The following is a 23,031-nucleotide window of genomic DNA, read 5'->3' on the forward strand; positions in this document are numbered from 1 at the left end:
TAGCGGCCAATGCCCCAAAATCGAGTATCTGACGATCGGCAAAATGCGTGGAGCAGCCCGCGTCGCGGTTGTCGAAGCGGATCACGCGATAGCCTCTGTCGGCCAGCTGTTGGCAAAATGAAATAGTCCAGCGGATCATCTGGGTCCCGAGCCCCGCGATCAGAAGGATGGCCTCCGAGCTTTCATCGCCCAAACTGTCATAGGCCAGATTAATGCCATTGGTTTTCACGATGGGCATGGACGTTCCGTTGGCGATGATCGCTCAATGTGGCTTCGCCGCACTGGCGATCGAGTGGGTTCAAGCGCCCTATAGCGCGAATGTCAGTTCTTGAACCCAAAAGCCGACCTTCCCTTTCCCACGGCATTTCGGCCATGCAGCGGCCCTTATGCGCCTCCTTAAGGCGGACATCAGCTGAACCCGGAATTTGTCCACGCGCCCTAGTTCCCCGGCCGCGGGATCCGCTTGCCCTTGGTTCGGCTGGTCAGATGATATTGGCGACACAGCTCGCAGCGATAGGGCCGCAGAGTGACACCGGCGGCGAGGGTGACGGCCAGCGCCTCTCGCTCGGTGCGGTAGCGCCTCTTCTTCTCGCAGATGCCGAGGGTCGTGCGCAACGCTCGCCCTCCGGTCAGTCGTAGAAGGCGAAGAAGCGCGCTTCCAGACTGGCGCGCGGGGCCGCGCCCTCGCAGCCCGGCACGTCGAAACCGGTGTGGAAGGGCTGAATGCCCTGCGGATCGGCCGAGTCATAGCCGATGAAGACCAGCACATCCTGCGCGCCCATCTCCGACGCGTACCACCAGCGATGGTCGGAATTGTAGCGGCAGCTGCGCGCCTCGACCGCCTCCAGCGCCGTGCCTTTATCGCCGATGATCGCATCGTAGAAGACCTCATCGCTCGGGTGGACGCTGCTGCGATCGCACAAGGCCAGCAGATTGTCCTGCGGCGGATCGGAGACCGTCCGCCAGGTCTGGAGAAGGACGAAGCGGCTGTAGGGCGCGATCTCCCGGCCGGCGGCCTTGAGGCTGAAATCGAGAAAGCGGTTCACCGACTGTTCGGTGACGTCGAGATGGATGAAGCCTGCCGCGCCTGCCCAGCTCTGGCGCTGGGAGCGGGCGCTGAAGCGGACGGTGAGCCCGGTCGCCTGCGGGATCACCTCGCGCGCGCCGCTGATCTCCCGCATCAGCGGCAGCAGCTCGTCATAATAGGCCTTGTTGATCGGCGGCAGGCCGTCTTGGGCGACGAGATTGGTGTCGAGCATCTCCGGGCTGCGGGCCACCGCGCTGCGATGCCGCGCAAGCGTGAAGCCCTCGCGATCCAGCGTCACACCGCCGTCGCGCATGTCGTGGATCGGCATCTCATGCCCCTCGAAAACCATGAGGTTGCGCTCCGGCTCGACCAGATCGAAGCGGCCGCGCGGCACATGCGGATCGAAATAATTCAGTGTCGCGCGCACGGTCGACGCGCCGGTCAGTGTGGATGCCATGGTCTCTCTCCTGCCGGCAGCATCGTCGTGCCGGCACGCGACGTCAATGCGCCTGCCACGCGCGTTTCATCAGGCTGACGGAAACGAGACAGATCAGCGCCGGAATGGCGAGGATAGCAAGGATCGGCACGGTCGAGAGGCCGAGATCGATGAACCAGGCCCCGGCGAGCGGCCCCAGCACCGAGCCGATGCCCCCGATCAGCAATGCCCATGAAACACCGGTCGCCTTGATCGAGGGCGGATAATAAGCGGCGGAGAGTGCGTTGAGCGCCGTTTGGCAGCCCGAGACGCCCGCTCCCAGCAGGAGCAGCAATGCGACCCAGCCGAAGCCGCCCGGCACCAGCGAGAAGGCCAGCAGGCAGACCGCCTGGAAGGAGAAACCGGCCGCCAGCGCCGCGCGGGTCGCGCCGCGGTCGAGGAAATTGGCCATCACGATGCCGCCGCCGATTCCGCCGGCTTGGATCAGCACGGCGCCGCGCAGCGCGTCGCCCGATGCCCAGCCGCTATGCTGGAGCAGCGCCGGCAGCCAGCTCACCAGCACATAGAGCGTGAACAGGTTGAGCGTGAGCAGCGCCCAGAGCAGCAGGGTGCGCGCGCGGAATTCGCGGTTGAGGAGCTGCAGCGGCGAGCTGCGCGGGCGATGCGCGGGCGAGGTGACGGTGACCGAGGCCGGATCGACGTCCGGTGCAATGATGCGCAGGATACGGCCGATGCGTTTGTCCGCCGGGCGACGAATGAGCAGATATTTGAGCGATTCTGGCGCGAGGAACAGGATCAGCACGGCGATCAGCAGCGGCCCCGCGCCGCCGATCACGAAGGCGCCGCGCCAGCCGAACGCATCGAGCACGGGCGGCGCCAGGAAGCCCGCGCTGAACGCCCCCATCGGCGAGGCGACGTTCATCAGCCCCACAATGAAGGACCGCCGCGCGACCGGCGCATATTCCGACGTGAGCGCCGCGCCGTTCGGCAGCCCTGCGCCGAGCGCGGCGCCGGTGACCAGCCGCCAGAGGACGAATTCGGTGGTCGTCGTCGCCAGCGCCGTGCAGGTCGTGGCGATGCCGATGGCGAGCATGGCGGTGACGAGCATCGTCTTGCGGCCGATCTGATCGCCGAGCGGACCAAGCACGCCGGCGCCGAAGGTGATGCCGATGACGACGGCGGAGAGGGCAAGACCAAAGCTCGACTCCGGCAGGGCCCAGTCCCGCGAAAGCGAGGGCACGGCGAGCGCCATCACCTGGATGTCGTATCCGTCCACGAACAGGGCTGCGGCGCACAGGATCGCCACCGCGATCTGCGTGACCGTCATCGGCCGATGATCGATGATGTCGCCCAGCTCCCTCGGCGCGCTCGTCTTTTCCAGCATCCTCGCTCCCCTGCCTGCAGGTTTGCATGTGGCGCGAGCGAAGGCGAGCGCAAAAATGCTTGCCGGACGACCCGGCTTCGCGCAATTTTGCGTCGCAATGGGAGGGGGTCTCGTTGATGGACACATCCTTGTCGGCTTTGCGGCGCAACGCGGCGATGATCGCGATCCTGTTCCTCGGCGCTGCTGCGCGCGCCGACCTGCCGTCACCCCGGAACGCGACATCCTGCTCGCTCGCCCAGCCGCTGCCGCCGCGCAACGTGATCGATCTGTGGGGCGTGCAGGATCGCCTTGTCCGCGACTGCCTGGCGCAGATTCCGCCACGCGCCACGGATCATCCCAATGTCTATGCTGTCGCGATCGCGCCGCTCGGGACGCAGGCGCTCTTCTCTCGCGAGGCGCGCACGGCGCTGCAGAAGCTGGCGGCGAAATATGGCGGGACGGCCAGAGGGGGCGTTTTGCTCTCCAATGGTGCGGCCGATCTCATGCAGGTGCCCCTCGCGACGCCGGAAAACATGGCGCAGATATTCGATGACATCGGCAGCCGCATGGCCGGATCGCCCGACGACGTGCTGATTGTCTATCTGACCTCGCATGGCCGGCCGGACGCCGCCGTGGCGACCGCCCTTCCCGGCAACGTGCCGCTGATCGCGCTCTCGGCGGACACGCTCGGTGCCACGCTGGACCGGGCGCATATCCGCAGGCGCGTCATCATCCTGTCGGCCTGCTTCGCCGGCAGCTGGATCCCCCGGCTTACCAGTGACGACACCATCGTCATCGCCGCGGCGCGGCCGGACCGCACCTCGTTCGGCTGTGACGACCGGCGCGAGCTGACTTATTTCGGCGAGGCCTTCCTGACCGGCCCGCTGGCGCGCGGCGCCTCGCTGGCGGAATCCTTCGACGGCGCCAGGAAGATGGTGACCCAGTGGGAGACGGCGCAGAAGCTCCTCCCCTCCGAACCGCAGATGTTCGTCGGCAGGAACATGCAGAGCTTCTGGCAAGGGCCGCTCGCGAAGGCAGCGCCGAGGAAAATCGCGGCGCGGAGGTAGCAGGCTTCCTGCTCCCCTCCCTTTCAAGGGAGGGGTCGGGGGTGGGTGTCGCGAAGCGATCTGCGAACACGCCCGGTCGCGCCGAACGCGCTGCGCGCGTCACTCACCCCTTACCCCTCCCTTGAAAGGGAGGGGATGAAGAGGCCCACATCCCCGGATGACAGCCGCCTCACCAGCCCCTATCACCCCGCCATGGAGAGACAGTCGGCGTCCCGCGGCTATGAGATCGCGGTCCTCATCATCTTGTCGCTGGTCAATGGCGTGGTGGCGCTGGACCGGCTGGCGGTCAATTTCCTCTCGCCGTTCATCGTCGCGGATCTCGGCCTTTCCAACACCCAGCTCGGGCTGCTCTCCTCGGCGTTGTCTGGCGCCATCTCGGTCTCGGGCCTGCTGATCGCCGCCGTCGCCGACCGCTCAGGCAGGCAGAAGGCGGTGCTGGTCTGGATGCTGGTCGCTTTCTCGCTGATGTCCGGCGGGGCGGGCATCGCGGCGGGCTTCGCCGCCCTGTTCGTCGCGCGGCTGCTCCTCGGGGTCACCGAAGGCCCGCTGGTGCCGATCGCGCAGGCGATCATGGGCGCGGTCTCGGCCCCGCGGCGCCGCGGCTTCAACATGGGGACGATGCAGATCGGCGGCGCCTTCCTGATCGGCGCGATGGCCGGGCCGGTCGTGATCGTCCAGGTCGCGGAGATGATCGGCTGGCGGCACACCTTCTTCGGCACGATGCTGCCGGGGCTGGTCATCGCCGCGCTGGTCGCCCTGTTCGTGCGCCAGCCCCGGCCGCCGGTCCCGGTCGCGGCCGTCGAAGGGGCGATCACGCAGCTGCCCTCGATCCGGGAATTGCTGCGCTCCCGCAATCTGCTGCTGTCGATGGCGATCGCGGCCCTCTTCACCGCCTGGCTCACCGTGCAGAACGTCTTCCTGCCGCGCTACCTCACCGAGACGATCGGCCACAGCCCGCAGACCATGTCCTGGTTGCTCAGCCTTGCCGGCTTCGGCGGGCTGATCGGCGGCATCGCTATCCCGGCGCTGTCGGACCGGTTCGGACGCAGACGTCTGACGATCGTCACCGGTTTCGCGTCGGTGCTGGTGCCGCTGGCGCTGCTGATCGTGCCGGGATCGGTCGGGCTGCTCGGCATATCGCTGGTGATCGGCAGCCTCGTGGTCGGCTGCGCGCCTCTGGTCTGCGCGATCATCCCATCGGAAAGCGTCGCGCCGGGGCGGGTGGCGACGGCGGTCGCGCTCTCGATGTGCGCGGCGGAGCTGGTCGGCGGCGTGCTGAGCCCACCGCTCGCCGGCTGGGCGGCGGACAGCTTCGGGCTGCGTTCCGTCTTCTGGCTGGATATCGCGCTGGCGCTGGCCTGCGGGGCACTGGCCCTGGCTCTGACAGAGACGCGCAAACGATCCTAGCTAAAATTCCGTTCGCTTCGAGCTGAGGGTTCGAGCGAAGTCGAGAACCGGAGTCGAGAAGGGCGTTCGCGCATCAAGTTCTCGACAGCCATCTCGGCTTCGCTCGATGGCCGCTCGAACCGAACGTCGGTTGCGCCCTACCCCTGCGCCACCGAATACAGCACCGGCCACTCCCATGCTCCCCGGCAGACCGGCATGGAGCGCGCCTCGGTCAGGCGAAAGGTGGCGCCGTCCCATTTATAGGTCTCGGCCGTGCCGCAATCGCCAAGGCCGCGCCCCTTGGCGAAGCTGGAAAGCTCGCCACGCACCGGATTCCAGCGCGCATTGACAATCAGCGGCGGCGTGCCCGGATCGCCCGTGGAGCCGGGCACATGATCGAACCTGGCGATCTGGAACTGCCATTTCCCCGCGCCGCCCGTGGCGACGAGGGGCACGGCGCTCACATTATAGTCGCCGGCGTTGCAGGGCAGCAGCACCAGCGCATGGTCGGTGTCGAGGATATGCGTTTCGAATGGATGCTCATTGTCGAAATGCGCCTCGCACACCGCGAGCTTGCGGGCCGCCGCCTGCTCCTCGGGCGTGAGATCGAGCGGTCCGGAATCCGCGACCGGCGCGACGTCCGGCGTGACGGTCGGCCCCGGCGGTATCGGCTTGGCGAGATCGGCCGGGCCATCGCCCAGCGCGGCGAGCGCGCCCTTGCTGCCGACGCGCCCCTGTTGCTCATCGATATAGCGTAGCGCCTGCGGCAGGCCGCGCAGCGACGGCGCATCGAGCGTCTGTTTCTTCTCGCGCAGCTCAAACGTGTAGCTGGAGCCCAGGGTGCGGATGAAATCGATGGCAGGCGCGCCGCTCATCTCGATCATGTCGTGCGCGGCGGTCGCGCGGGTCAGGGCGCGATTATCGACGAAGAGGTCGATCTTGCCCGCGAGCTGGTCGGCGCCGATTAGACGCAGTGTGCTCGCCCCCTCCGGCCCGCCGGCGCGCTGGATCGAGACCAGCACGGAATAGGAGGTGCCGGCGCCGTCCGGGATCAGCGAGACGGCACTGCAGGTGAGGCGATTATCGCAGCCGACCGCCCAGTCGCCGAAGACCTGGATGCGCCCGAGCAGCGGCTCGGCGGCGGGCGCGGGCTTGCCCAGCTCGGGCAAGGGTGGCGCGTCGGACGACACCGGCTGCGCGCCGAACGAGGCGCAGCTTACCCACAGCAGGGCGAGGCCGCCCATTCGGCTCAACGCGGCGAGACTTCTTGTCATCGTGCCGTGCATAATGCAGTTGGCGCCTGTGGTGTAGTGCGAAGCTTGGTCATCGTGGGATTCACGCAAAGGAAGTCATATGCGCAAGGTCGGCGTCATCGGAGCGGGACAGATGGGCGCGGGCATTGCGCAGGTGGCGGCGCAGGCCGGCTATGATGTGCTGCTGCGCGACGTCGACCTCGGCCGGGCCGAGGCGGGCAAGGCGGGCATCGAGAAACGGCTGAAACGCGCGGTCGACAACGGCAAGCTGGAAGCGACCGATGTGCAGACCGCACTCGGCAGGATCACGCCGCTGGCCGATCTCGATCCCTTCGCGCGCTGCGATCTCGTCATCGAGGCGGCGACCGAGCGCGAGGAGATCAAGCGCGCCATCTTCGCCGATGTGAGCAAGCTACTTGGCAAGAGCGCCATCCTCGCCTCCAATACCTCCTCCATTCCGATCACGCGGCTCGCCCAGGCGAGCGCCGACCCGGCCCGCTTCATCGGCGTGCATTTCTTCAATCCGGTGCCGGTGATGGGCCTGATCGAGGTGATCCGCGGCCTCGCGACCGCGCCCGAGACGGTGAGTGCGGTCGAGGATTTCGCGAAATCGCTGGGCAAGGACGTGGTCCACAGCTTCGATGCGCCGGGCTTCATCGTCAACCGCATCCTGATGCCGATGCTGAACGAGGCGATCTTCGCACTCGGCGAGGGCGTCGCCAACGTCACCGACATCGACACCGCGATCCGGCTCGGCCTCAATCACCCGATGGGCCCGCTGACGCTCGCCGATTTCGTCGGCCTCGATACCTGCCTGGAGATCTGCAAGGTGCTCTTCTCGACCACCGGCGATCCCAAGTTCCGCCCCGCGCCCTTGCTCGTCAAATATGTCGAAGCCGGCTGGCTCGGCCGCAAGAGCGGCAAGGGCTTTTACGATTATTCGGGCACGGAGCCTGTGCCGACGCGGTGAGCTTCTTAAAAGCCCCTCCCTTGAAAGGGAGGGGCTTAGATCGGTTCACAAGCTCAGCAACAATCCCGCCAATGCGGCGCTCATGAGGTTCGCGAGACTCCCCGCGACCAGCGCCTTGAGGCCGAGCTTGGCGATCATCGGACGCTGGTTGGGCGCGAGATTGCCGGTCACCGCCATCTGGATCGCGATCGAGGAGAAATTGGCGAAACCGCAGAGCGCGAAGGTGACGATCGCGACTGTCGCCGGCGCCAGTGTGGCCTGCACCTTGCCAAGCTCGATATAGGCAACAAACTCGTTGAGCACGACCTTGGTGCCGAACAGCCCGCCCGCCACCTGCGCTTGATCCCACGGAATGTTGAGCAGCCACATGACCGGCGCGAACACCTTGCCGAGCAGCATCTGGAAGCTCAGGTCCGGATAGCCGAACCAGCCGCCAATCCCGCCGAGCAGGCCGTTGGCGAGCGCGACCAGCGCCACGAACGCCAGCACCATCGCGCCGACCGCGACGGCAAGCTTGACGCCGGTCTGCGCTCCCTGCGCGGCGGCCATGATGATGTTGGCCGGCTTCTCCTCGTCATGGCTGGCCTCGGGCATCGGCTCGCCCGGCGTGCCCTCGGGCAACAGCGCGGCCGGTCCCTGGCCGCTGATCCGCACCTCGGGAAGATGGACCTCGACGTCGCCCGGCGTCTCCAGCGGCAGCTCGCCCTGCACCGGCGTGCGGTCGTCCGGCATGATGAGCTTGGCCATCAGGATGCCGCCGGGCGCGGCCATGAAGCTGGCGGCCAGCAGATAGTCGATTTTGATGCCCATCGAGGCGTAAGCGGCGAGGATCGTGCCCGCCACGCCGGCCATGCCGCTGGTCATCACCGTGAAGAGTTGCGGCGGCGTCAGCCCAGCGAGATAGGGCCGGATGACCAGCGGGCTCTCGCTCTGGCCGACGAAGATGTTCGCCGCCGCACACAGGCTCTCGACCTTGGAGACGCCGGTGACCGCCTCGATCGCGCCGCCAACCCAGCGCACGATCAGTTGCATGATCCCGAGATAATAGAGGATCGAGACGAGGCTCGCGAAGAAGATGATCACCGGCAGCGCCGCGATGGCGAAGCTGGTGCCGCCGACGGTGGGGCTGGCGAGCGGACCGAAGATGAAGTCCGTGCCGGCCTGCGCATAGCCCAACAGATTGGCGACGCCGCGAGACATGGCGGCGATCACCTGCTTGCCTGCCGGCACGTAGAGCACCAACACCGCGATGCCGACCTGCAAGGCGAAGGCGGCCCCGACGACCCGCAGCCGGATCGCGCGGCGATTGCTGGAGAGCGCGAAGGCGATGAGCAGGATGGCGACGATGCCGGCAAGGCCGATGACGATATGCATATGCGGTAAGCGCGTCCCCCTGGTGCCCGGCCCGAGCGACGGGGGCACGGCCACCCCTTATACAGGCGCGCGGGGCCGCGGCAATCGGGGCCGGCTTGCCGTGGACCAGCTATTCTAACCCCGCCTCTAAAGAGGAGGGGCTAAGGGAAGATTTCGCCCCCTTCCCTCCCTCCCGATAAGCCGATAGACCCTGCCGATGGCCGACCCCACACCTGGCGCCGCCGCGCCTTCCGCTCCGCCCCTCAGCTGGTCCCTCTTCGTCTTCTCGGTGCTGTATGGCGGCATGGTCTGCATCGCCGGCGTGCTCGGCGCCAAGCAGGTCGCGCTGGGGCCGCTCGCGGTGGAAGCGGGCATCTTCGCCTTCCTGCTGCTGGTGATCCTCTCCAGTGCAGTCGCCGCCTTGCATGGGCAGCACATCGCCACGCTGCTGGTGCGGCTGGGCTTCATCCCGCTGCTGGTCTCGGCTGCCCTGATCCAGCTCGTCATCGCCCTGCCGCATGATCCGGGCATGTATCCGCCGGCGATCGAGGCCTTCCCGATCATCGTCGGGCAGGGCGCGCGGATGATGCTGGCCGGCCTCATCTCCTACGGCATCTCGCAGACGCTCAACGTCGCCATTTTCTCGAAGCTCTCCGGCGGCACCGGCAAACTGGTCTGGCTGTGGGGCATGATCGCCAGCGTCATCTCGCAGATCATCGACACATTGCTGTTCATCACGATCAGCTTCTATGGCGAGCGGCCAATCCTCGCGCTGATGGGCGGCCAGATGATCACCAAGGTCGTGCTGTCGATCATCCTCGTGCCGCCGCTGATCACTGCCTTCGTGGCACTCGGCAGGAAGCTGGACGGCAAGGCCTGAGCCTTTCAGAAATTCTGCCCTGTGCGGTTCCTGACCGCCGGCAGATCGTCCACCTTCGCCTTCCACGCCGCCAGCGCCGTCAGCTCCGGCGCGATCGGCAAGCCCGCACCCGTCAGGAAGACCAGCCCCGCCCAGAGCGAGATGTCGGCGAGCGAGAAAAAGTCGCCCGCGAGAAACGGCCGCTCGCGCAACGCCCCATCGAAATAGGGCAGATTCGCCACCGCCAGCGCGCCGCGCCGCTCGCCCCAGGCTTTCTTCTCCGCCGCGTCCCATTCCGGCATGCGCCAGGGCCGCAGTGCCTCGCCGAGCCCGCGCGTGCCGTAATGGAAATAATCGTCCACGGGATCGAGCAGCATGATCTCGACGCGGCGCTGCATCATGTGGATCAGCCCCTTCTCGCGCGGCGTTCTGCCGGTGAGCACCGGATTGCCGTCGAGATTGTCGAGATATTCGGTGATCGCGGGAGACTCGGAAAGGGCAAGGCCGTCGTCCAGCAGCAGCACCGGTGTCTTGCCGATCGGGTTCATCGCCAGGAACCAGTCCTGCTTCTGCTCGGCGGCGACGAGGTCGACCTGGACGATTTCGACCACTTCATCGAGACCCTTGGCGGCCAGCACGATGCGAACGCGCGCGGCATTGGGCGTTCCCTGGCGGTCGTAAAGTTTCATGGGTGAGTCCTGTTTATCTATCGGTAGATAGGTAATCCGTAGAGATATTTGCATCCCGCCTGTCAACGCCTATCTACCGATAGATTGAGGAGCCGGCCCAATGCTCGATACGCGCGAAACGATCCTGACCCATGCCCGCGCGACGGCGCAGGCCCACGGCTATGGCGGCCTCAGCTTCCGCGAACTCGCCAAGGCTGTGGGGGTCAAGAGCGCCAGCATCCATTATCATTTCCCGACCAAGGGCGATCTCGGCGCGGAACTGGCGCGGCGCTATGGCGAAGAGGCGCGGGCAGCGCTCGAGGCCATCCGCGCGGAGGATCCCGACCCGGCGATATGCCTGCGCAAATATACCGCCATCTTCCGCCGCGCGCTCGAGAACGACAACCGCATGTGCCTGTGCAACTTCCTCGCCGCCGAGCATGACGACCTGCCCGAGGCGGTGCGGCGCGAGGTGCGGGCGTTCGCCGACATCAACGTCGCCTGGCTGGCCCGGGTGCTGGCGCAAGGGGAGACCAGCGCCAATCCCGCGGCGATCGAGCGCCGCGCCCTCGCCATCTTCGCCGCTGTCGGCGGCGCCCAGCTCATCGCGCGCAGCCAGGGCAATGTCCTTGTCTATGATACGGTCATCGCAAGCTACCGCGCGGCGGGACTCATTCCGGGCTAGGGCAATGAGCCTCCCGCCTTCCTTGCAGCAAACCGCACAAACCACTATGCGCCCGCGCATGACCGACCGCTACGCACCAGACGCTGCCCTGCTCGCCAAGGCCGAGACCCTCACCGAGGCGCTGCCCTACATGCAGCGCTATGCCGGCGAGACCTTCGTCGTGAAATATGGCGGACATGCCATGGGCGATCCGGAGGCGGCGCGCGATTTCGCCGAGGATGTCGTGCTCATGAAGATGGTCGGCATCAACGTCATCGTCGTCCATGGCGGTGGTCCGCAGATCGGCGCGATGCTCAGGAAGCTCGGCGTCGAGAGCAAGTTCGTGAACGGCCTGCGCGTCACCGACAGGGAGACCGCGCAGATCGCCGAAATGGTGCTCGCCGGATCGATCAACAAGGAAATCGTTGGCTGGATCGCCGGCGCGGGCGGCCGCGCGGTCGGCATCTCCGGCAAGGATGCCGGGCTCGTCATCTGCGAGAAGGTCGGCGGCAGGCGCGAGCCGGACCCGAACAGCGGCATCGAGCGCAATGTCGACCTCGGCTTCGTCGGCGATCCGGTGAAGGTCGACCGGCGCATCCTCGACAGCCTCTCGGCCGACAACATCATCCCCGTGGTGGCCCCGGTCGGCATCGGCGTGGATGGCGAGACCTACAACGTCAATGCCGACACGATGGCCGGCGCGATCGCCGCCGAGCTGAAGGCCAAGCGCTTCTTCCTGCTGACCGACGTGCCCGGCGTGCTCAGCAAGGACAAGGATCTGCTCTCCGATCTCGACCCGGCGCGGATCGGCGCGCTGGTTTCGGACGGCACGATCTCGGGGGGCATGATCCCGAAGGTCGAGACCTGCGTGAACGCGGTCGAGAAGGGCGTGGACGCCGCCGTCATCCTCGACGGGCGCGTACCGCACGTCATGCTGCTGGAGATCTTCACCAAGCAAGGCGCGGGGACACTGGTGCACCTGTAATAATATCCTTTCGGTTCGAGCGGCCATCGAGCGAAGTCGAGATGGCTGTCGAGAACATTGCGCAGGCGCAGATTTCTCGACTCCGGTTCTCGACAGGCTCGAACCTCAGCTCGAAACGAACGGTTTCTGAATTGGCGGATCTTCTTCGCCGCTTGCCGCAGGTGTATTAGCTGCGCTATACGCCCCTCAGCCCTTCACCCACAGGATCCTTCATGGCACTTGCCCTCATCCAGACGCTGTACATCCTGCTCAACGTGGCGTGGTGGATCATCATCATTCAGGCGATCCTGAGCTGGCTCATCGCCTTCAACGTGATCAACACCAGCAACGACATCATCCGCAGCATCTGGATCGCGCTGGACCGGCTGACCGAGCCGCTCTACCGTCCGATCCGCCGGATCATGCCCGATCTGGGCGCGCTCGATCTCTCACCGATGGTGGTGCTGCTGATCATCATCATCCTGCAGGGGCCGGGCATGACGGCGCTGGCGACACTGCTGCTGCGCTGACGCCGGGCATATGCCGGTCCGCCGTGACGGCACCGACCTCCTCCTCGCCATCCGCCTGACGCCGCGCGCGTCACGCGAGCGGATCGCCGGCCTGTTCACCGACGCGGCCGGCGCCCGCTGGCTGCAGGCGAGCGTCACCGCGCCACCCGACAAGGGCAAGGCCAACGCCGCGCTGATCGCACTGCTCGCGCGCCGCCTGAAAGTCCCGTCATCGTCGATTTTGCTGGAGACAGGCGACACCAACCGGCTAAAGCGCCTGCGCATCGTCGGCGGATCGGCAGAGACCGAGCACGCCTTGAGAGCCTTAGCGATAGAGGAACGGAACGAAACATGACGTTGGGCAAGGAAATCGACGGCAAGGCTTTCGCGGCCAAGGTGCAGGACAAGGTCGCCGAGGGCGTTGCTGCATTCACCGCATCGCAGGGCCGCAAGCCGGGCCTCGCGGTCGTGCTCGTCGGCGAGGACCCGGCAAGCGCCGTCTATGTCCGCTCCAAGCACAAGATGACTCTGAAGCTCGGCATGGAGAGCTTCGAGTTCAAGCGCCCCGCCAACATCAGCCAGGAAGAGCTGATGGAGCTGGTCGAGGAGCTGAACGGCGATCCGCGCGTCGACGGCATCCTCGTACAGCTTCCGTTGCCCAAGCATCTCGACGAGCAGGCGGTGGTCGAGCTGATCAATCCCGACAAGGATGTCGATGGCCTGACGCCGATCAGCACCGGCCGCCTTGCGCTCGGCCTGCCCGGTCTGGTGCCCTGCACGCCGCTCGGCAGCCTGATGCTGCTGCAGGACGAGCTGGGCGACCTGTCCGGCAAGAATGCCGTCGTGGTGGGCCGATCGATCCTGGTCGGCAAGCCGATGGCGCAGCTGTTGCTCAACGCCAATTGCACGGTGACGATCGCGCACAGCCGCACGCAGGATCTCGCCGGCGTCATCCACCAGGCCGACATCGTCGTCGCCGCGATCGGCCGGCCCGAGATGATCAAGGGTGCCTGGATCAAGCCCGGCGCGACGGTGATCGACGTCGGCATCAACCGCGTGCCGGCCGAGGAAGAGGGCAAGACCCGGATCGTCGGCGATGTCGATACGGCCAGCGCAATCAGCCATGTCGCGGCGATCACGCCGGTGCCCGGCGGCGTCGGCCCGATGACGATCGCGGTTCTCATGCGCAACACGCTCTTCGCCGCGCATCTGCGCGCGGGCCTGCCGGCGCCGCTGGGCCTTTGATCCGCAAGGCCGCCTGCATCGCCGCGATCGCGCTCGTACTGGGCGCGAGCCTTGCCGGCGCGCAGGGGCGCCGCGGCGGCATGGGTGGCCCCGGCCGGGGCAATGCCAATCCCAGCGCCATCGTTTCCGCCGAGCTGGCATTCGCCCGCCTGGCGCAGGACAAGGGCCAGTGGACCGCCTTCCGCGAGACGGCGGACAAGGACGCCGTCATGTTCATGCCGGACGCCGTCAATGCCCAGAGCTGGCTCAAGAAGCGCGCCGACCCGGCCAGAGCGCTGTCATGGCAGCCCTATCGCGTGTTCGTCTCCTGCGACGGCACCTACGCGCTCTCGACCGGGCCGTGGAGCGGGCCCAATGGCGGCGGCGGCACGTTCAACACCATCTGGCGGCGCCAGAAGGACGGCGATTATAAATGGGTGGTCGATTTCGGCAGCCCGCGCGAGACGCCGAAGCAGGACGAGGTGATCATCGAGGGCAAGGTCGCCGAATGCCGCGGCGGCCGGCGCCCGGACGGCTTCGACGTGGAAGGGCTCGACGATCGTCGCCGCCCGCCACGCAATCCGCCCGTCACGCTTATCGCCAACCCGCCGCCGCTGTCCGGCGACGGCCAGTCCAATGACGGCTCGCTTCACTGGCGCTGGACCAAGGGCGAGAAGGAGAACAGCTTCGAGGTCACGATGCGCGAGAGCGGCGGGGACCAGAAGGTTGTGATCCACGAAGTCGTGCCGAACGGCGCGCCATGATCGAGCTCTTCGTCTCGGCCTTCATCACCCTGTTCGTGGTGATCGACCCGCCGGGCTGCGCGCCTATCTTCTATGGGCTGACCAGCGGCGCGGACGCGGCGCAGCGCCGCCGCATGGCGATCCGCGCCACGATCATCGCCTCGTGCATCCTGCTGGGCTTCGCGCTGGTCGGCGAAGATCTGCTGCGCGTGCTCGGGATCAGCCTGGAGGCGTTCCGCATCGCGGGCGGCATCATGCTCTTCTTCATCGCGCTCGACATGGTGTTCGAGAAGCGCACCCAGCGCCGCGAGGATCGCGCCGAGAAGATCAGGGCGACGCCGGAAATCGAGGATGTCTCGGTCTTCCCGATGGCGATGCCGATGATCGCCGGCCCCGGCTCGATCGCGACCGTCATGCTGCTGACGGCACGCGCACACGGCATCGAGCAGAGCATGGTCGTGCTCGCCGCACTCCTGGCCAATCTGCTGCTGATGCTGATCGCCCTGCTGTCCGTCGCTCCGATCATGCGCATCTTCGGCAGTCAGGTCGAGGCGGTCATCACCCGCCTGCTGGGCGTCATCCTGGCGGCGCTCGCGGTGCAATTCGTGCTGACCGGCCTCAGCGGCAGTCTGTTCCAGCCGGGCTAACCGGCAAAACAAGCCGTTCGTTTCGAGCGGCCGTCGAGCCTGTCGAGACGGCTGTCGAGAATGCAGCGCCACGCTGTCTGTCTCGACACCGGTTCTCGACTTCGCCCGAACCTCAGCTCGAAACGAACGGAGGTGGAGCGTCCAGCCTCAGCCCGCCACCGCCGGAACGATCTTGATCTCCACACGCCGGTTCTGCGCCTTGCCCTCCGGCGTCTCGTTGCTCGCGATCGGCTGCATCTCGCCATAGCCCTTGGTCGCCAGGCGCACCGGCGCAATGCCATGGCCGGTGAGATAGCCCGCCACGCTCTGCGCGCGCTGCTCGGAGAGCTTCTGATTATAGGCCTCGCTGCCGTCGCTGTCGGTGTGGCCGAGCACGTCGATCATCGTCTTGGGATATTCGGCGAGCGTCGCGGCGACCTCGTCCAGCGTCGGCCGGAACTGGGGCTGGATGTCGGACTTGTTGGTGGCAAAGGTGATGCCGGAGGGCATACGCAGCAGCAGTTCATCACCCTGCCGTACGACATCGACGCCGGTTCCGGCGGTCCGCTCGCGCATCTTCTTTTCCTGCGCGTCCATATAGGCGCCGACGCCCGCGCCGGCGATCGCGCCGATGCCCGCGCCGACGATCTTCTCGGTCCGGTCGTTGCGGCCGCCCAGCAGATCGCCGAGCAGATAGCCGCCGAGTGCGCCGCCGACGCCGCCGATCGCGGCCTTGGAAATCTTGCGATTGCCCGTCTCGGGATCCGTCACGCAGCCGGACAGGGCCAGCGACGCCAGTGCGGCACTCGCCAGGGCAAAGCGCGTGTGGGACCGAAAGCTCATGATCATCTCCTCGTGTTTCGAGCCGCTTTTGCGGGGATATGTGCATTAATGACCGGCCCAGATGATCGTTCCGTGAACGGACGCAAGCATCGGCTTGTGGCGCGGCGTAAAAAATTGTCTAATGAGCAGGCATCTCCATGCCCGTTTCGCAAGCCTTGCCCGCCTTCCCCTGGTTCGATGCCGCCATCGTCATCGCACTCATTGCGCTCAATGGCGTCTTCGCCATGTCAGAGCTGGCGATCGTCTCCGCGCGGCGGCCGCGCCTGCAGGCGATGGCCAAGGCCGGCAAGCGCGGAGCCGGGGCGGCGCTCGACCTCTCCGCCGATCCGGGCAAATTCCTCTCGACCGTGCAGATCGGCATCACCGGCATCTCCGTGCTGGCCGGCGCTTTCTCGGGCGAGAAGCTGGGCGGCCCGCTCGGCCTGATCCTGCAATCCTTCGGCATGAAGCCGGAGACCGCCCAGAATACCGGCTTCGCCGTCGCCATCATCATCACGACCTATGTGTCGCTGATCATCGGCGAGCTGGTCCCCAAGCAATATGCGTTGCGCAACCCCGAGCCACTCGCGGTGCTGCTGGCGCCCGCGATGGTGCTGCTCGCCCGCGTCACCGCGCCTTTGGTGTGGCTGCTCGAGACATCGAGCGCGCTGATCTTCAGGCTGTTCCGCATCAAGCCGGAGTCTCCGGATCATGTGACGGCGGAGGAGCTGCAGCTCATCGTCGCCGAGGCGAGCCGGCATGGCGTGATCGAGGAGAGCGAGCGCGCGATCATCTCCGGCGTGGTGCGTCTTGCCGACCGGCCGGTGCGCGAAGTGATGACGCCGCGCCGCGACGTCGACTGGCTGGATGCCGACGCCGATCCCGCCGACCTGCGCGAAAAGCTGCTGGCGACGCCGCACACGCGCGTCCCCGTGGCGCAGGGGAGTGTCGAGGATATTATCGGTGTTGTTCAGGCCCGCGACGTCATGTCCGCCCTCTTCCGCGGCGAGGCGCTGGACCTGCGCGCACTGATGCGCCCGGTCTCGATCGTACCCGACCAGGTCGACGCGATGGACGCGCTCAATCGCCTGCGCGAGGCCGAAGTGCCGATGGTCATGGTGCATGACGAATATGGGCATTTCGAGGGGATCGTGACCCCCGCCGATCTCATGTCCGCCATTGCCGGCGAATTCGTCTCGGACAATGATCTCTACGATCATCCGATGCTGGTCGAGCGCGACGACGGATCCCTGCTGGTCTCTGGCCAGCTGCTGTTCGATGCGCTGGCCGAACGGCTCGAGCTCACTCTGGACGAGGATCGCGACTATGCGACCGTGGCCGGCTTCGCGCTCGCGGTGCTGCGTCACCTGCCTGAGGAAGGCGAGCATTTCAGCGAACAGGGCTGGCGATTCGAGATTGTCGATATGGATGGACGCAAAATCGACAAGCTGCTGGTGAGCGCGGAGTAGCGCTCGCCCCGATCGGGGTTCAGCCAGGCTGCGTGGACAGTTCGAGCGGTCGTTCCTGGCAAGCCATCTCGCCAAAACGGCCAGTCTGGATCGCCCAGAGGTCACACCAAGGTCACACTATGAGCAGCGACAGGCCGCGCACCTTCCATGCTGCTCCAGCATTCATGATGAGAAAGAGCCCGGGGATCGCATCCCCCGCATCATCATCATCATCATGCTTTAACGCGATCGAGTAGGACAGTCCCGATTTCGCGACTGCGCAAAGGACAAGCCGTGCTGTCCTCAGATCTGCCTTCAGCAAGGCGGACATGGCGCCGCCCTGAATTTGTCCACGCCGCCTAGGCCAGATCGAGATGCAGGAACTGACTGAAATCGCTTGGCTTATAGTCCGAAAAGGCATCGCCATTGACGAAACCACGCGCACGATAGAGCGTGAGCGCGGGCTCGAAGGCATCGCCTCTGCCAGTTTCCAGCGACAGGCGCCGGATCCCCTCGCCGCGCGCCACGTCGATCACATGGTCGAGCAGCAGGCGCGCGATGCCCAGACGCAGATGGTCGGGATGGGTTCGCATGGATTTGATCTCGCCCTGCGTGGCGCTCAGCCGCTGCAGCGCGATCATCCCGGCCAGCGCCTCGCCGCGCCAGGCGCCCCACAGGGTGAGATTGGGCTTGGCATAGCCCGAGAGATCGAGCGCGAAGACATTTTCGGGCGGCGAGCTGGCATGCATGCCCGCCAGATGGATCGCGATCAGATCGCGCACTGCCGCCTGTTCCGTCGTGATGGAGTCGATCCGCATGACCTGCGTCATGGCATCATTTGGCCGGCTCAGGAAAGATGCCCGTAGCGCTGGTTGAAGGTTTCCATGTCGCCCTTGGCGAGCAGCCGCGCCTGGCCGATCCATTCGTCGCGAATGATATGGCCCTTGAAGATGCCGAGCTGGCCGTCGATCCGCTCGATATCCTCGGGCATCCAGCCGGCGATGTCCTCGAAGCGTTGGACGCCGAGGCTGCGCAGCAGCGCGTCGATCTGCGGGCCTATCCCCTTGATGACCATGAGGTCGTCGGGCGCCTTGCCCGCCGGGACGACGGGTTCGGGCTCCTCGACACGCGGCTCGAGCGGCTCGACGTGGTCCTCGATGGCCGCTGCATCGGGTTCCGCCAGCGCCTCCGCTTCGTCTTGGACCGGCTCGACCGCATCCATCGCCGCTTCGCTGCTCGCGGTGATCGCCGGGGCCAGTTCGTCCGACAATGCGCTGGTGAGTTCGTCGACGCCATGCTCGATCAGGCTTGCCGGCGCAGGCTCGGCCTCGCCCTCGTCGATGTGCGCCGTCTCCTCTTGATCGGACACAGGCGGCGCAACCTCTTCCGGTGCAGGCTCGGCCCCGCCGATCAGCAGCTGATCCTCCACTGTCTCGATCCTGGCGAAGCCGGAAGGCGCGGCGGGCGACGGCATTGGCTGCTCGGACTCCCAGTCCAGCAACTCATCATCCGGATCGACTTCGATCGGCATGGCGACAGGAAGCTGCGTCCAGACCCACCAGGCCGTGACCAGACCGATGCCGAAGGCGATCAGCAGGCCGTACCAGTAATAAGCGATCAGCGCGATCATGACCGCCTCCAGAACACCGCGCCCGCGACCAGGCCCAGCAGGAAGGCGATGAGGAAGAGGAGCATGGTCTCGACGAGCAACGGCATCATGCGCCTCCCCGCGAGATGGTGAAGGAAATGCGCCGATTCGCAGGATCGAGCGTGTTGCCGGCGCGGATCGGCCGCGAGGAGCCATAGCCCTTGGCGACGACAGCGCTGGCCGGGACGCCTCGCGCGATCAGCCTTTCGCGGACGCGGTTGGCGCGCTCCTGCGACATGCTGCGGTTGACGCCCTCGTCGCCCGCCCCATCGGTGTGCCCGCCAATCTCGATGCCATAGGCACGGCACCGCTTCAGCACGGCGGCGACATCGTCGATCATCTTGTTGGACTGCGGGTTCAGCCAGGCGCTGCCCGAGCGGAAGCTCATCACCCGCCCGGCGAGAGCGGCGTCGATGCTGCGCTGGCAGGGATTGGCGGACGGACGGACGGACGGCATCGGGGCGGACCCGGCGGCAGCGACCCGCACCGGGGTCGGCCGCACGACAGGCGTGGGCCGGGGCGTCGGTGTCGGCACGACCTTGGGCGGAGGCGGCGGGGCCGGTTTCGGCGCGACAATCGCGACGGCCTTGGGCGCGGGAATCAGTGTCGGCGTTGGCGTCGCCTTGGGAGAGGGCTGCGGCATTGGCGCGACCGCCTGCGCCAGCTTGTTCTCGGCCGGCAAGGGGGCAGCCATGCTATTGATCACGGCACCGAGCTCGCGGGAGCGCTGCTCGTCCATGGCCTCGTTCGATTGATCGACGGCGTTTTGCGGCTCCGACGCGGCGAGCATGGGCAGCTTGTCAGCGTTCGCTGCCGCGTCGCCCCAAACTGCCCCGGAGGTGCCACCGAACGCGCGGACCAGCTTCAGCGCGTCCTCCTGCTGGATGACACTGGCGGCGCCGGAAAGATGCGCCATGCGCGAGTAAGGGCTGGTCGGGAAGTGGACCTTGATATTGGGCATGCCGCGTGTGGCCAGCCTGACGTCCGCATCCTGCTCCAGACCGACGATGAACGCCTTGCCCTGCCCCAGCGGCCCATGAACCGTCCAGGCCAGAAGCGCCGTGGCGCCCGCACCGATCGCTATCTTGAGCCCGCCATGCATGACGACGACTCTCTCCCCACCAGAGTTACGCAGCGGACGCTGGCAGTTTCGGCTGCGGCCATCAATCCCCCCCTGCCGGGGTTCACGTGCCGATATGAGACTCGCGGGACAGGCGGTGCGTCAGCCCGTCTGGCCGATCGCTTCCCGTGCGACCTCGCGCGCGCCGATGTCGCGTCGGCAAAAGCCGCCGGGGAAATCGACCGCGTCGACGAGCGCATAAGCCGCGTCACGCGCCTGCGTCACCGTGCCGCCGCGGGCCGTCACATTGAGGACGCGGCCGCCATTGGCGACCAGTCCGCCGTCGCGCAGGGCAGTGCCGGCGTGGAAGATCTTCTCGTCCTCGGGCACGACAGGCAGGCGGATGGGTGCACCCCTCTGCGGCGCGGCGGGATAGCCATTGGCGGCCAGCACGATGGTGAGCGCGGCATCCTCGCCCAGCCGCGCGACGGGCGCCGTATCGAGCCGGCCCTGTGCGACGGCGAGCAGCAGATCGACCAGATCGCTCTCCAGCCGCATCATCAGCACTTGACACTCGGGATCACCGAAGCGGCAATTATATTCGATGAGCTTCGGTCCATCGGGCGTGAGCATCAACCCGGCGAACAGCACGCCCGAATAAGGCGTGCCGCGCGCCGCCATCGTCGCGACGGTGGGCCGGATGATCCGCGCCATCACTTCCGCTTCCAGCGCCGGAGTCAGCACCGAGGCGGGGCTATAGGCGCCCATCCCGCCGGTATTGGGGCCAGTGTCGCCATCGCCGACGCGCTTGTGATCCTGCGCGGAGCCGAACGGCACGACGCTGACGCCATCGGTGAGCGCGAAGAAGCTCGCCTCCTCGCCGGTCATATATTCTTCCAGCACCACTTCCGCACCCGACGCGCCGAAGCTGCCGCCGAACATGTCGGCGACCGCCGCCTCCGCCTCGCCGCGCGTTTCGGCGATGATCACGCCCTTGCCGGCGGCGAGGCCATCGGCCTTGATGACCACCGGCAGCGAAAAGCGATCGAGCGCGGCCAGTGCCTCGGGTGCGCTCTTGCAGCGAACATAGGTCGCGGTCGGGATGCCGGCATCGTCGCACAATTCCTTGGTGAAGCCCTTGGAGCCTTCGAGCCGCGCAGCCGCGGCGCTCGGCCCGAACACGGCCAGGCCCGCCGCGTGCAGGCTGTCGGCAATGCCATCGACCAGCGGCTGCTCCGGCCCGACGACGACCAGACCGATCTCCCGCGCAGTGCAAAAGGCCGCGACGGCGCCATGGTCGGCCAAGTCGAGGTCGACCAGCGCCGCATGCTCGGCTATTCCCGGATTGCCCGGCGCCGCATAGAGCGTCGTGCAGCGCGGCGATTGCGCCAGCTTCCAGGCGAGGGCATGTTCGCGCCCGCCGCTGCCGAGCAGAAGGATATTCATGGAAGAGAGTCCAGTCCGGTTCGATGCGTCCGGCCGCCTCCTAGCGCAGGAGCGGGAAGGCGACAATCTGCCGCCATTGAGCGTCACCGAATTGTCTTCGCAGCTCAAGCGCACCGTCGAGGACCGCTTCGGCCATGTCCGCCTGCGCGGCGAGATTTCCGGTTGGAAGCGCGCGGCCTCCGGCCATGCCTATCTCGCGCTCAAGGATGACGGCGCACTGATCGACGGTGTCATGTGGAAGGGCTCCATGGGGCGGATCGCCTTCGCGCCGGAGGATGGGCTGGACGTCATCGTGACGGGCAAGGTCACGACCTATCCCGGCCGCAGCAAATATCAGATCGTCATCGAGAGCATGGAGCTGGCCGGCGAAGGCGCGCTGATGCAGCTCTTCGAGAAGCTGAAGGCCAAGCTCGCTGCCGAGGGCCTGTTCGATCCCGGCAAGCGCCGGCCGATCCCGATGCTGCCCAAAGTGATCGGCGTGGTGACCTCGCCCACTGGCGCCGTCATCCGCGACATCCTCCATCGCCTCGCCGACCGCTTCCCAAGCCATGTGCTGCTCTGGCCGGTGCTGGTACAGGGCGAAGGCGCGGCGGCGCAGGTCGCCACTGCTGTGCGCGGTTTCGGCGCGCTGCCGCCGGACGGCCCGATCCCGCGCCCGGACGTGCTGATCGTCGCGCGCGGCGGCGGCTCGATCGAGGATCTGTGGACCTTCAACGAGGAGAGTGTGGTGCGTGCGGTAGCGGCATCGCCGATCCCGGTCATCTCGGCCGTGGGCCACGAGACCGACACGACCCTGTGCGACTTTGCCGCCGATCTGCGCGCACCGACGCCGACCGCCGCTGCCGAAATGGCCGTGCCGGTGCGCGCCGAACTCATCGCTGGCGTGACCGAGCTCGATGCGCGGATGCGGCGCTGCCTGGCGCGCGGCATGGAGCGCTCGAAGGAACGATTGGAGGCGCAGCGCCGGCTGCTGCCCCGGCCGGACGTGCTGCTCGGCCAGGCGCGGCAGCGCTCGGACGATCTGGCCGAACGATTGCGGCGGGGCCTGTCGCATCGGCTAAGCGGGGCCCGCCATGAACTCGCCGACGCCGCTGGCGCCCTGCGTCCGGCCTTGCTCGAAGCACAGATCGAACGCGGGCGAAACAAGCTCGCAGGCGTGCGCCTCTCGCCGATCCTGCTGGAGCGACGTCTTGCCGAGGCGCGACGTCAGCTTGATGGCCTCGCGCGGCTTGCCCAGTCGCTCAATCCCGATGCGCCGCTCAAGCGCGGTTTCGCACGGGTGATGGCGGGTGATCGGCTGATCCGGACGGCGCGAGAGGCCAGGGTCGCCGGAGCCGTCACGCTCAAGTTCGCCGATGGCGAGACAGCGGCGACCATCAGCGAGACGGTCCCCGAGCCACGCGCCACCCCGCGTCCGGCGCGTAAGGGGCAACCGGCACCGATCGGGCAGATCGATCTGTTCGACTAGCCCAACCGACCTTGCGCGCCCGCGACG

Annotated in this window: 26 protein-coding genes; 13 read left to right on the plus strand and 13 right to left on the minus strand. The window is 66.9% G+C overall.

The window, feature by feature from the left end; all coding sequences use genetic code 11:
* The 4 genes from KK488_RS04505 to KK488_RS04520 form a co-directional block, all read right to left on the minus strand.
* On the minus strand, window positions 1–238 hold a 238-nt coding region (locus tag KK488_RS04505), incomplete at its 3' end, for an alpha/beta fold hydrolase (protein ID WP_432653836.1).
* A 200-nt stretch (window positions 239–438) separates the two neighbouring features.
* Window positions 439–615 carry a hypothetical protein gene (locus KK488_RS04510; protein WP_214621962.1) on the minus strand — a complete coding sequence of 59 codons (177 nt, stop codon included), beginning with the start codon at window positions 613–615 and terminating at the stop codon, window positions 439–441.
* A gap of 14 nt (window positions 616–629) precedes the next feature.
* Window positions 630–1,484 (minus strand): CmcJ/NvfI family oxidoreductase, encoded by an 855-nt coding sequence (locus tag KK488_RS04515; protein ID WP_214621963.1) that lies wholly within the window; start codon window positions 1,482–1,484, stop codon window positions 630–632.
* 43 nt (window positions 1,485–1,527) lie between these two features.
* Entirely contained in the window at window positions 1,528–2,847 is a 1,320-nt protein-coding gene (locus KK488_RS04520; RefSeq protein ID WP_214621964.1) for an MFS transporter, read from the minus strand.
* 116 nt (window positions 2,848–2,963) lie between these two features.
* Between KK488_RS04520 and KK488_RS04525 the strand changes: the two genes are divergently transcribed.
* Together KK488_RS04525 and KK488_RS04530 are read left to right on the plus strand one after the other, a co-directional pair.
* Window positions 2,964–3,893 (plus strand): C13 family peptidase, encoded by a 930-nt coding sequence (locus KK488_RS04525; RefSeq protein ID WP_214621965.1) that lies wholly within the window; start codon window positions 2,964–2,966, stop codon window positions 3,891–3,893.
* Window positions 3,894–4,028: 135 nt separating this feature from the next.
* A complete protein-coding gene (locus KK488_RS04530; protein WP_214621966.1) occupies window positions 4,029–5,300 on the plus strand; it encodes an MFS transporter in 1,272 nt (423 codons plus the stop codon).
* A 137-nt stretch (window positions 5,301–5,437) separates the two neighbouring features.
* On the opposite strand, the gene KK488_RS04535 is transcribed toward KK488_RS04530, so the two are convergent.
* The gene (locus KK488_RS04535) at window positions 5,438–6,523 is read right to left on the minus strand and encodes a DUF1176 domain-containing protein (RefSeq protein ID WP_214621967.1); all 1,086 of its coding nucleotides are present in this window, start codon (window positions 6,521–6,523) and stop codon (window positions 5,438–5,440) included.
* A gap of 109 nt (window positions 6,524–6,632) precedes the next feature.
* On the opposite strand from KK488_RS04535, the gene KK488_RS04540 reads away from it, so the two are divergent.
* A complete protein-coding gene (locus KK488_RS04540; RefSeq protein WP_214621968.1) occupies window positions 6,633–7,502 on the plus strand; it encodes a 3-hydroxybutyryl-CoA dehydrogenase in 870 nt (289 codons plus the stop codon).
* 45 nt (window positions 7,503–7,547) lie between these two features.
* On the opposite strand, the gene KK488_RS04545 is transcribed toward KK488_RS04540, so the two are convergent.
* A complete protein-coding gene (locus KK488_RS04545) occupies window positions 7,548–8,876 on the minus strand; it encodes a NupC/NupG family nucleoside CNT transporter (RefSeq protein WP_214622286.1) in 1,329 nt (442 codons plus the stop codon).
* 196 nt (window positions 8,877–9,072) lie between these two features.
* Here KK488_RS04545 and KK488_RS04550 point away from each other — a divergent pair, with 196 nt between their 5' ends.
* Window positions 9,073–9,735, plus strand: coding sequence for a queuosine precursor transporter (locus tag KK488_RS04550; RefSeq protein WP_214621969.1), 663 nt, complete (start codon window positions 9,073–9,075; stop codon window positions 9,733–9,735).
* Window positions 9,736–9,740: 5 nt separating this feature from the next.
* Here KK488_RS04550 and KK488_RS04555 read toward each other — a convergent pair whose 3' ends face one another.
* Window positions 9,741–10,403, minus strand: coding sequence for a glutathione S-transferase family protein (locus KK488_RS04555; RefSeq protein WP_214621970.1), 663 nt, complete (start codon window positions 10,401–10,403; stop codon window positions 9,741–9,743).
* A 100-nt stretch (window positions 10,404–10,503) separates the two neighbouring features.
* On the opposite strand from KK488_RS04555, the gene KK488_RS04560 reads away from it, so the two are divergent.
* From KK488_RS04560 to KK488_RS04590, 7 genes are all read left to right on the plus strand, one after another.
* Window positions 10,504–11,067 carry a TetR/AcrR family transcriptional regulator gene (locus KK488_RS04560; protein ID WP_214621971.1) on the plus strand — a complete coding sequence of 188 codons (564 nt, stop codon included), beginning with the start codon at window positions 10,504–10,506 and terminating at the stop codon, window positions 11,065–11,067.
* A 46-nt stretch (window positions 11,068–11,113) separates the two neighbouring features.
* Window positions 11,114–12,031, plus strand: coding sequence for an acetylglutamate kinase (argB, locus tag KK488_RS04565; protein ID WP_214621972.1), 918 nt, complete (start codon window positions 11,114–11,116; stop codon window positions 12,029–12,031).
* A gap of 212 nt (window positions 12,032–12,243) precedes the next feature.
* Window positions 12,244–12,540, plus strand: coding sequence for a YggT family protein (locus tag KK488_RS04570; RefSeq protein WP_214621973.1), 297 nt, complete (start codon window positions 12,244–12,246; stop codon window positions 12,538–12,540).
* A gap of 10 nt (window positions 12,541–12,550) precedes the next feature.
* A complete protein-coding gene (locus KK488_RS04575; protein ID WP_214621974.1) occupies window positions 12,551–12,874 on the plus strand; it encodes a DUF167 family protein in 324 nt (107 codons plus the stop codon).
* Window positions 12,871–13,764: a bifunctional methylenetetrahydrofolate dehydrogenase/methenyltetrahydrofolate cyclohydrolase FolD gene (folD, locus tag KK488_RS04580; protein ID WP_214621975.1), complete on the plus strand. Its 894-nt coding sequence runs from the start codon at window positions 12,871–12,873 to the stop codon at window positions 13,762–13,764. The genes KK488_RS04575 and folD overlap by 4 nt, the downstream gene beginning before the upstream one ends.
* The gene (locus KK488_RS04585; RefSeq protein ID WP_214621976.1) at window positions 13,761–14,507 is read left to right on the plus strand and encodes a Cif family virulence factor; all 747 of its coding nucleotides are present in this window, start codon (window positions 13,761–13,763) and stop codon (window positions 14,505–14,507) included. The genes folD and KK488_RS04585 overlap by 4 nt, the downstream gene beginning before the upstream one ends.
* Window positions 14,504–15,133 (plus strand): MarC family protein, encoded by a 630-nt coding sequence (locus KK488_RS04590; protein WP_214621977.1) that lies wholly within the window; start codon window positions 14,504–14,506, stop codon window positions 15,131–15,133. The genes KK488_RS04585 and KK488_RS04590 overlap by 4 nt, the downstream gene beginning before the upstream one ends.
* A 147-nt stretch (window positions 15,134–15,280) precedes the next feature.
* Here KK488_RS04590 and KK488_RS04595 read toward each other — a convergent pair whose 3' ends face one another.
* Entirely contained in the window at window positions 15,281–15,955 is a 675-nt protein-coding gene (locus tag KK488_RS04595) for a YiaD family glycine zipper/OmpA-like lipoprotein (RefSeq protein WP_214621978.1), read from the minus strand.
* 137 nt (window positions 15,956–16,092) lie between these two features.
* Between KK488_RS04595 and KK488_RS04600 the strand changes: the two genes are divergently transcribed.
* On the plus strand, window positions 16,093–17,403 hold the full coding sequence (locus KK488_RS04600; RefSeq protein WP_214621979.1) for a hemolysin family protein: 1,311 nt from the start codon (window positions 16,093–16,095) through the stop codon (window positions 17,401–17,403).
* 112 nt (window positions 17,404–17,515) lie between these two features.
* Here KK488_RS04600 and KK488_RS04605 read toward each other — a convergent pair whose 3' ends face one another.
* The 5 genes from KK488_RS04605 to purD form a co-directional block, all read right to left on the minus strand.
* A complete protein-coding gene (locus KK488_RS04605) occupies window positions 17,516–17,713 on the minus strand; it encodes a hypothetical protein (protein ID WP_214621980.1) in 198 nt (65 codons plus the stop codon).
* A 28-nt stretch (window positions 17,714–17,741) separates the two neighbouring features.
* Window positions 17,742–18,212, minus strand: a complete 471-nt coding sequence (locus tag KK488_RS04610) for a GNAT family N-acetyltransferase (protein ID WP_250890091.1) — start codon at window positions 18,210–18,212, stop codon at window positions 17,742–17,744.
* Window positions 18,213–18,229: 17 nt separating this feature from the next.
* Window positions 18,230–19,012, minus strand: a complete 783-nt coding sequence (locus KK488_RS04615; protein ID WP_214621981.1) for a helix-hairpin-helix domain-containing protein — start codon at window positions 19,010–19,012, stop codon at window positions 18,230–18,232.
* Window positions 19,013–19,097: 85 nt separating this feature from the next.
* On the minus strand, window positions 19,098–20,132 hold the full coding sequence (locus tag KK488_RS04620) for an OmpA family protein (RefSeq protein WP_214621982.1): 1,035 nt from the start codon (window positions 20,130–20,132) through the stop codon (window positions 19,098–19,100).
* Window positions 20,133–20,252: 120 nt separating this feature from the next.
* Entirely contained in the window at window positions 20,253–21,536 is a 1,284-nt protein-coding gene (purD, locus tag KK488_RS04625; RefSeq protein WP_214621983.1) for a phosphoribosylamine--glycine ligase, read from the minus strand.
* Between purD and xseA the strand changes: the two genes are divergently transcribed.
* Entirely contained in the window at window positions 21,535–23,004 is a 1,470-nt protein-coding gene (gene xseA / locus KK488_RS04630) for an exodeoxyribonuclease VII large subunit (RefSeq protein ID WP_214621984.1), read from the plus strand. The genes purD and xseA overlap by 2 nt on opposite strands.
* The last annotated feature ends 27 nt before the right edge of the window (window positions 23,005–23,031 follow it).

This window comes from Sphingobium nicotianae (genome assembly GCF_018603885.1).
Taxonomy (GTDB): domain Bacteria; phylum Pseudomonadota; class Alphaproteobacteria; order Sphingomonadales; family Sphingomonadaceae; genus Sphingobium; species Sphingobium nicotianae.

Bases quoted from the DNA above. Each gene is read 5' to 3' on its own strand.
- KK488_RS04515 (WP_214621963.1), bottom strand. From the start codon at position 1,484: ATGGCATCCACACTGACCGGCGCGTCGACCGTGCGCGCGACACTGAAT.
- KK488_RS04520 (WP_214621964.1), bottom strand. From the start codon at position 2,847: ATGCTGGAAAAGACGAGCGCGCCGAGGGAGCTGGGCGACATCATCGAT.
- KK488_RS04525 (WP_214621965.1), top strand. From the start codon at position 2,964: ATGGACACATCCTTGTCGGCTTTGCGGCGCAACGCGGCGATGATCGCG.
- KK488_RS04530 (WP_214621966.1), top strand. From the start codon at position 4,029: ATGAAGAGGCCCACATCCCCGGATGACAGCCGCCTCACCAGCCCCTAT.
- KK488_RS04535 (WP_214621967.1), bottom strand. From the start codon at position 6,523: ATGGGCGGCCTCGCCCTGCTGTGGGTAAGCTGCGCCTCGTTCGGCGCG.
- KK488_RS04540 (WP_214621968.1), top strand. From the start codon at position 6,633: ATGCGCAAGGTCGGCGTCATCGGAGCGGGACAGATGGGCGCGGGCATT.
- KK488_RS04545 (WP_214622286.1), bottom strand. From the start codon at position 8,876: ATGCATATCGTCATCGGCCTTGCCGGCATCGTCGCCATCCTGCTCATC.
- KK488_RS04550 (WP_214621969.1), top strand. From the start codon at position 9,073: ATGGCCGACCCCACACCTGGCGCCGCCGCGCCTTCCGCTCCGCCCCTC.
- KK488_RS04555 (WP_214621970.1), bottom strand. From the start codon at position 10,403: ATGAAACTTTACGACCGCCAGGGAACGCCCAATGCCGCGCGCGTTCGC.
- KK488_RS04560 (WP_214621971.1), top strand. From the start codon at position 10,504: ATGCTCGATACGCGCGAAACGATCCTGACCCATGCCCGCGCGACGGCG.
- argB (WP_214621972.1), top strand. From the start codon at position 11,114: ATGCGCCCGCGCATGACCGACCGCTACGCACCAGACGCTGCCCTGCTC.
- KK488_RS04570 (WP_214621973.1), top strand. From the start codon at position 12,244: ATGGCACTTGCCCTCATCCAGACGCTGTACATCCTGCTCAACGTGGCG.
- KK488_RS04575 (WP_214621974.1), top strand. From the start codon at position 12,551: ATGCCGGTCCGCCGTGACGGCACCGACCTCCTCCTCGCCATCCGCCTG.
- folD (WP_214621975.1), top strand. From the start codon at position 12,871: ATGACGTTGGGCAAGGAAATCGACGGCAAGGCTTTCGCGGCCAAGGTG.
- KK488_RS04590 (WP_214621977.1), top strand. From the start codon at position 14,504: ATGATCGAGCTCTTCGTCTCGGCCTTCATCACCCTGTTCGTGGTGATC.
- KK488_RS04595 (WP_214621978.1), bottom strand. From the start codon at position 15,955: ATGAGCTTTCGGTCCCACACGCGCTTTGCCCTGGCGAGTGCCGCACTG.
- KK488_RS04600 (WP_214621979.1), top strand. From the start codon at position 16,093: ATGCCCGTTTCGCAAGCCTTGCCCGCCTTCCCCTGGTTCGATGCCGCC.
- KK488_RS04605 (WP_214621980.1), bottom strand. From the start codon at position 17,713: ATGTCCGCCTTGCTGAAGGCAGATCTGAGGACAGCACGGCTTGTCCTT.
- KK488_RS04610 (WP_250890091.1), bottom strand. From the start codon at position 18,212: ATGACGCAGGTCATGCGGATCGACTCCATCACGACGGAACAGGCGGCA.
- KK488_RS04615 (WP_214621981.1), bottom strand. From the start codon at position 19,012: ATGATCGCGCTGATCGCTTATTACTGGTACGGCCTGCTGATCGCCTTC.
- KK488_RS04620 (WP_214621982.1), bottom strand. From the start codon at position 20,132: ATGCATGGCGGGCTCAAGATAGCGATCGGTGCGGGCGCCACGGCGCTT.
- xseA (WP_214621984.1), top strand. From the start codon at position 21,535: ATGGAAGAGAGTCCAGTCCGGTTCGATGCGTCCGGCCGCCTCCTAGCG.
- purD (WP_214621983.1), bottom strand. From the start codon at position 21,536: ATGAATATCCTTCTGCTCGGCAGCGGCGGGCGCGAACATGCCCTCGCC.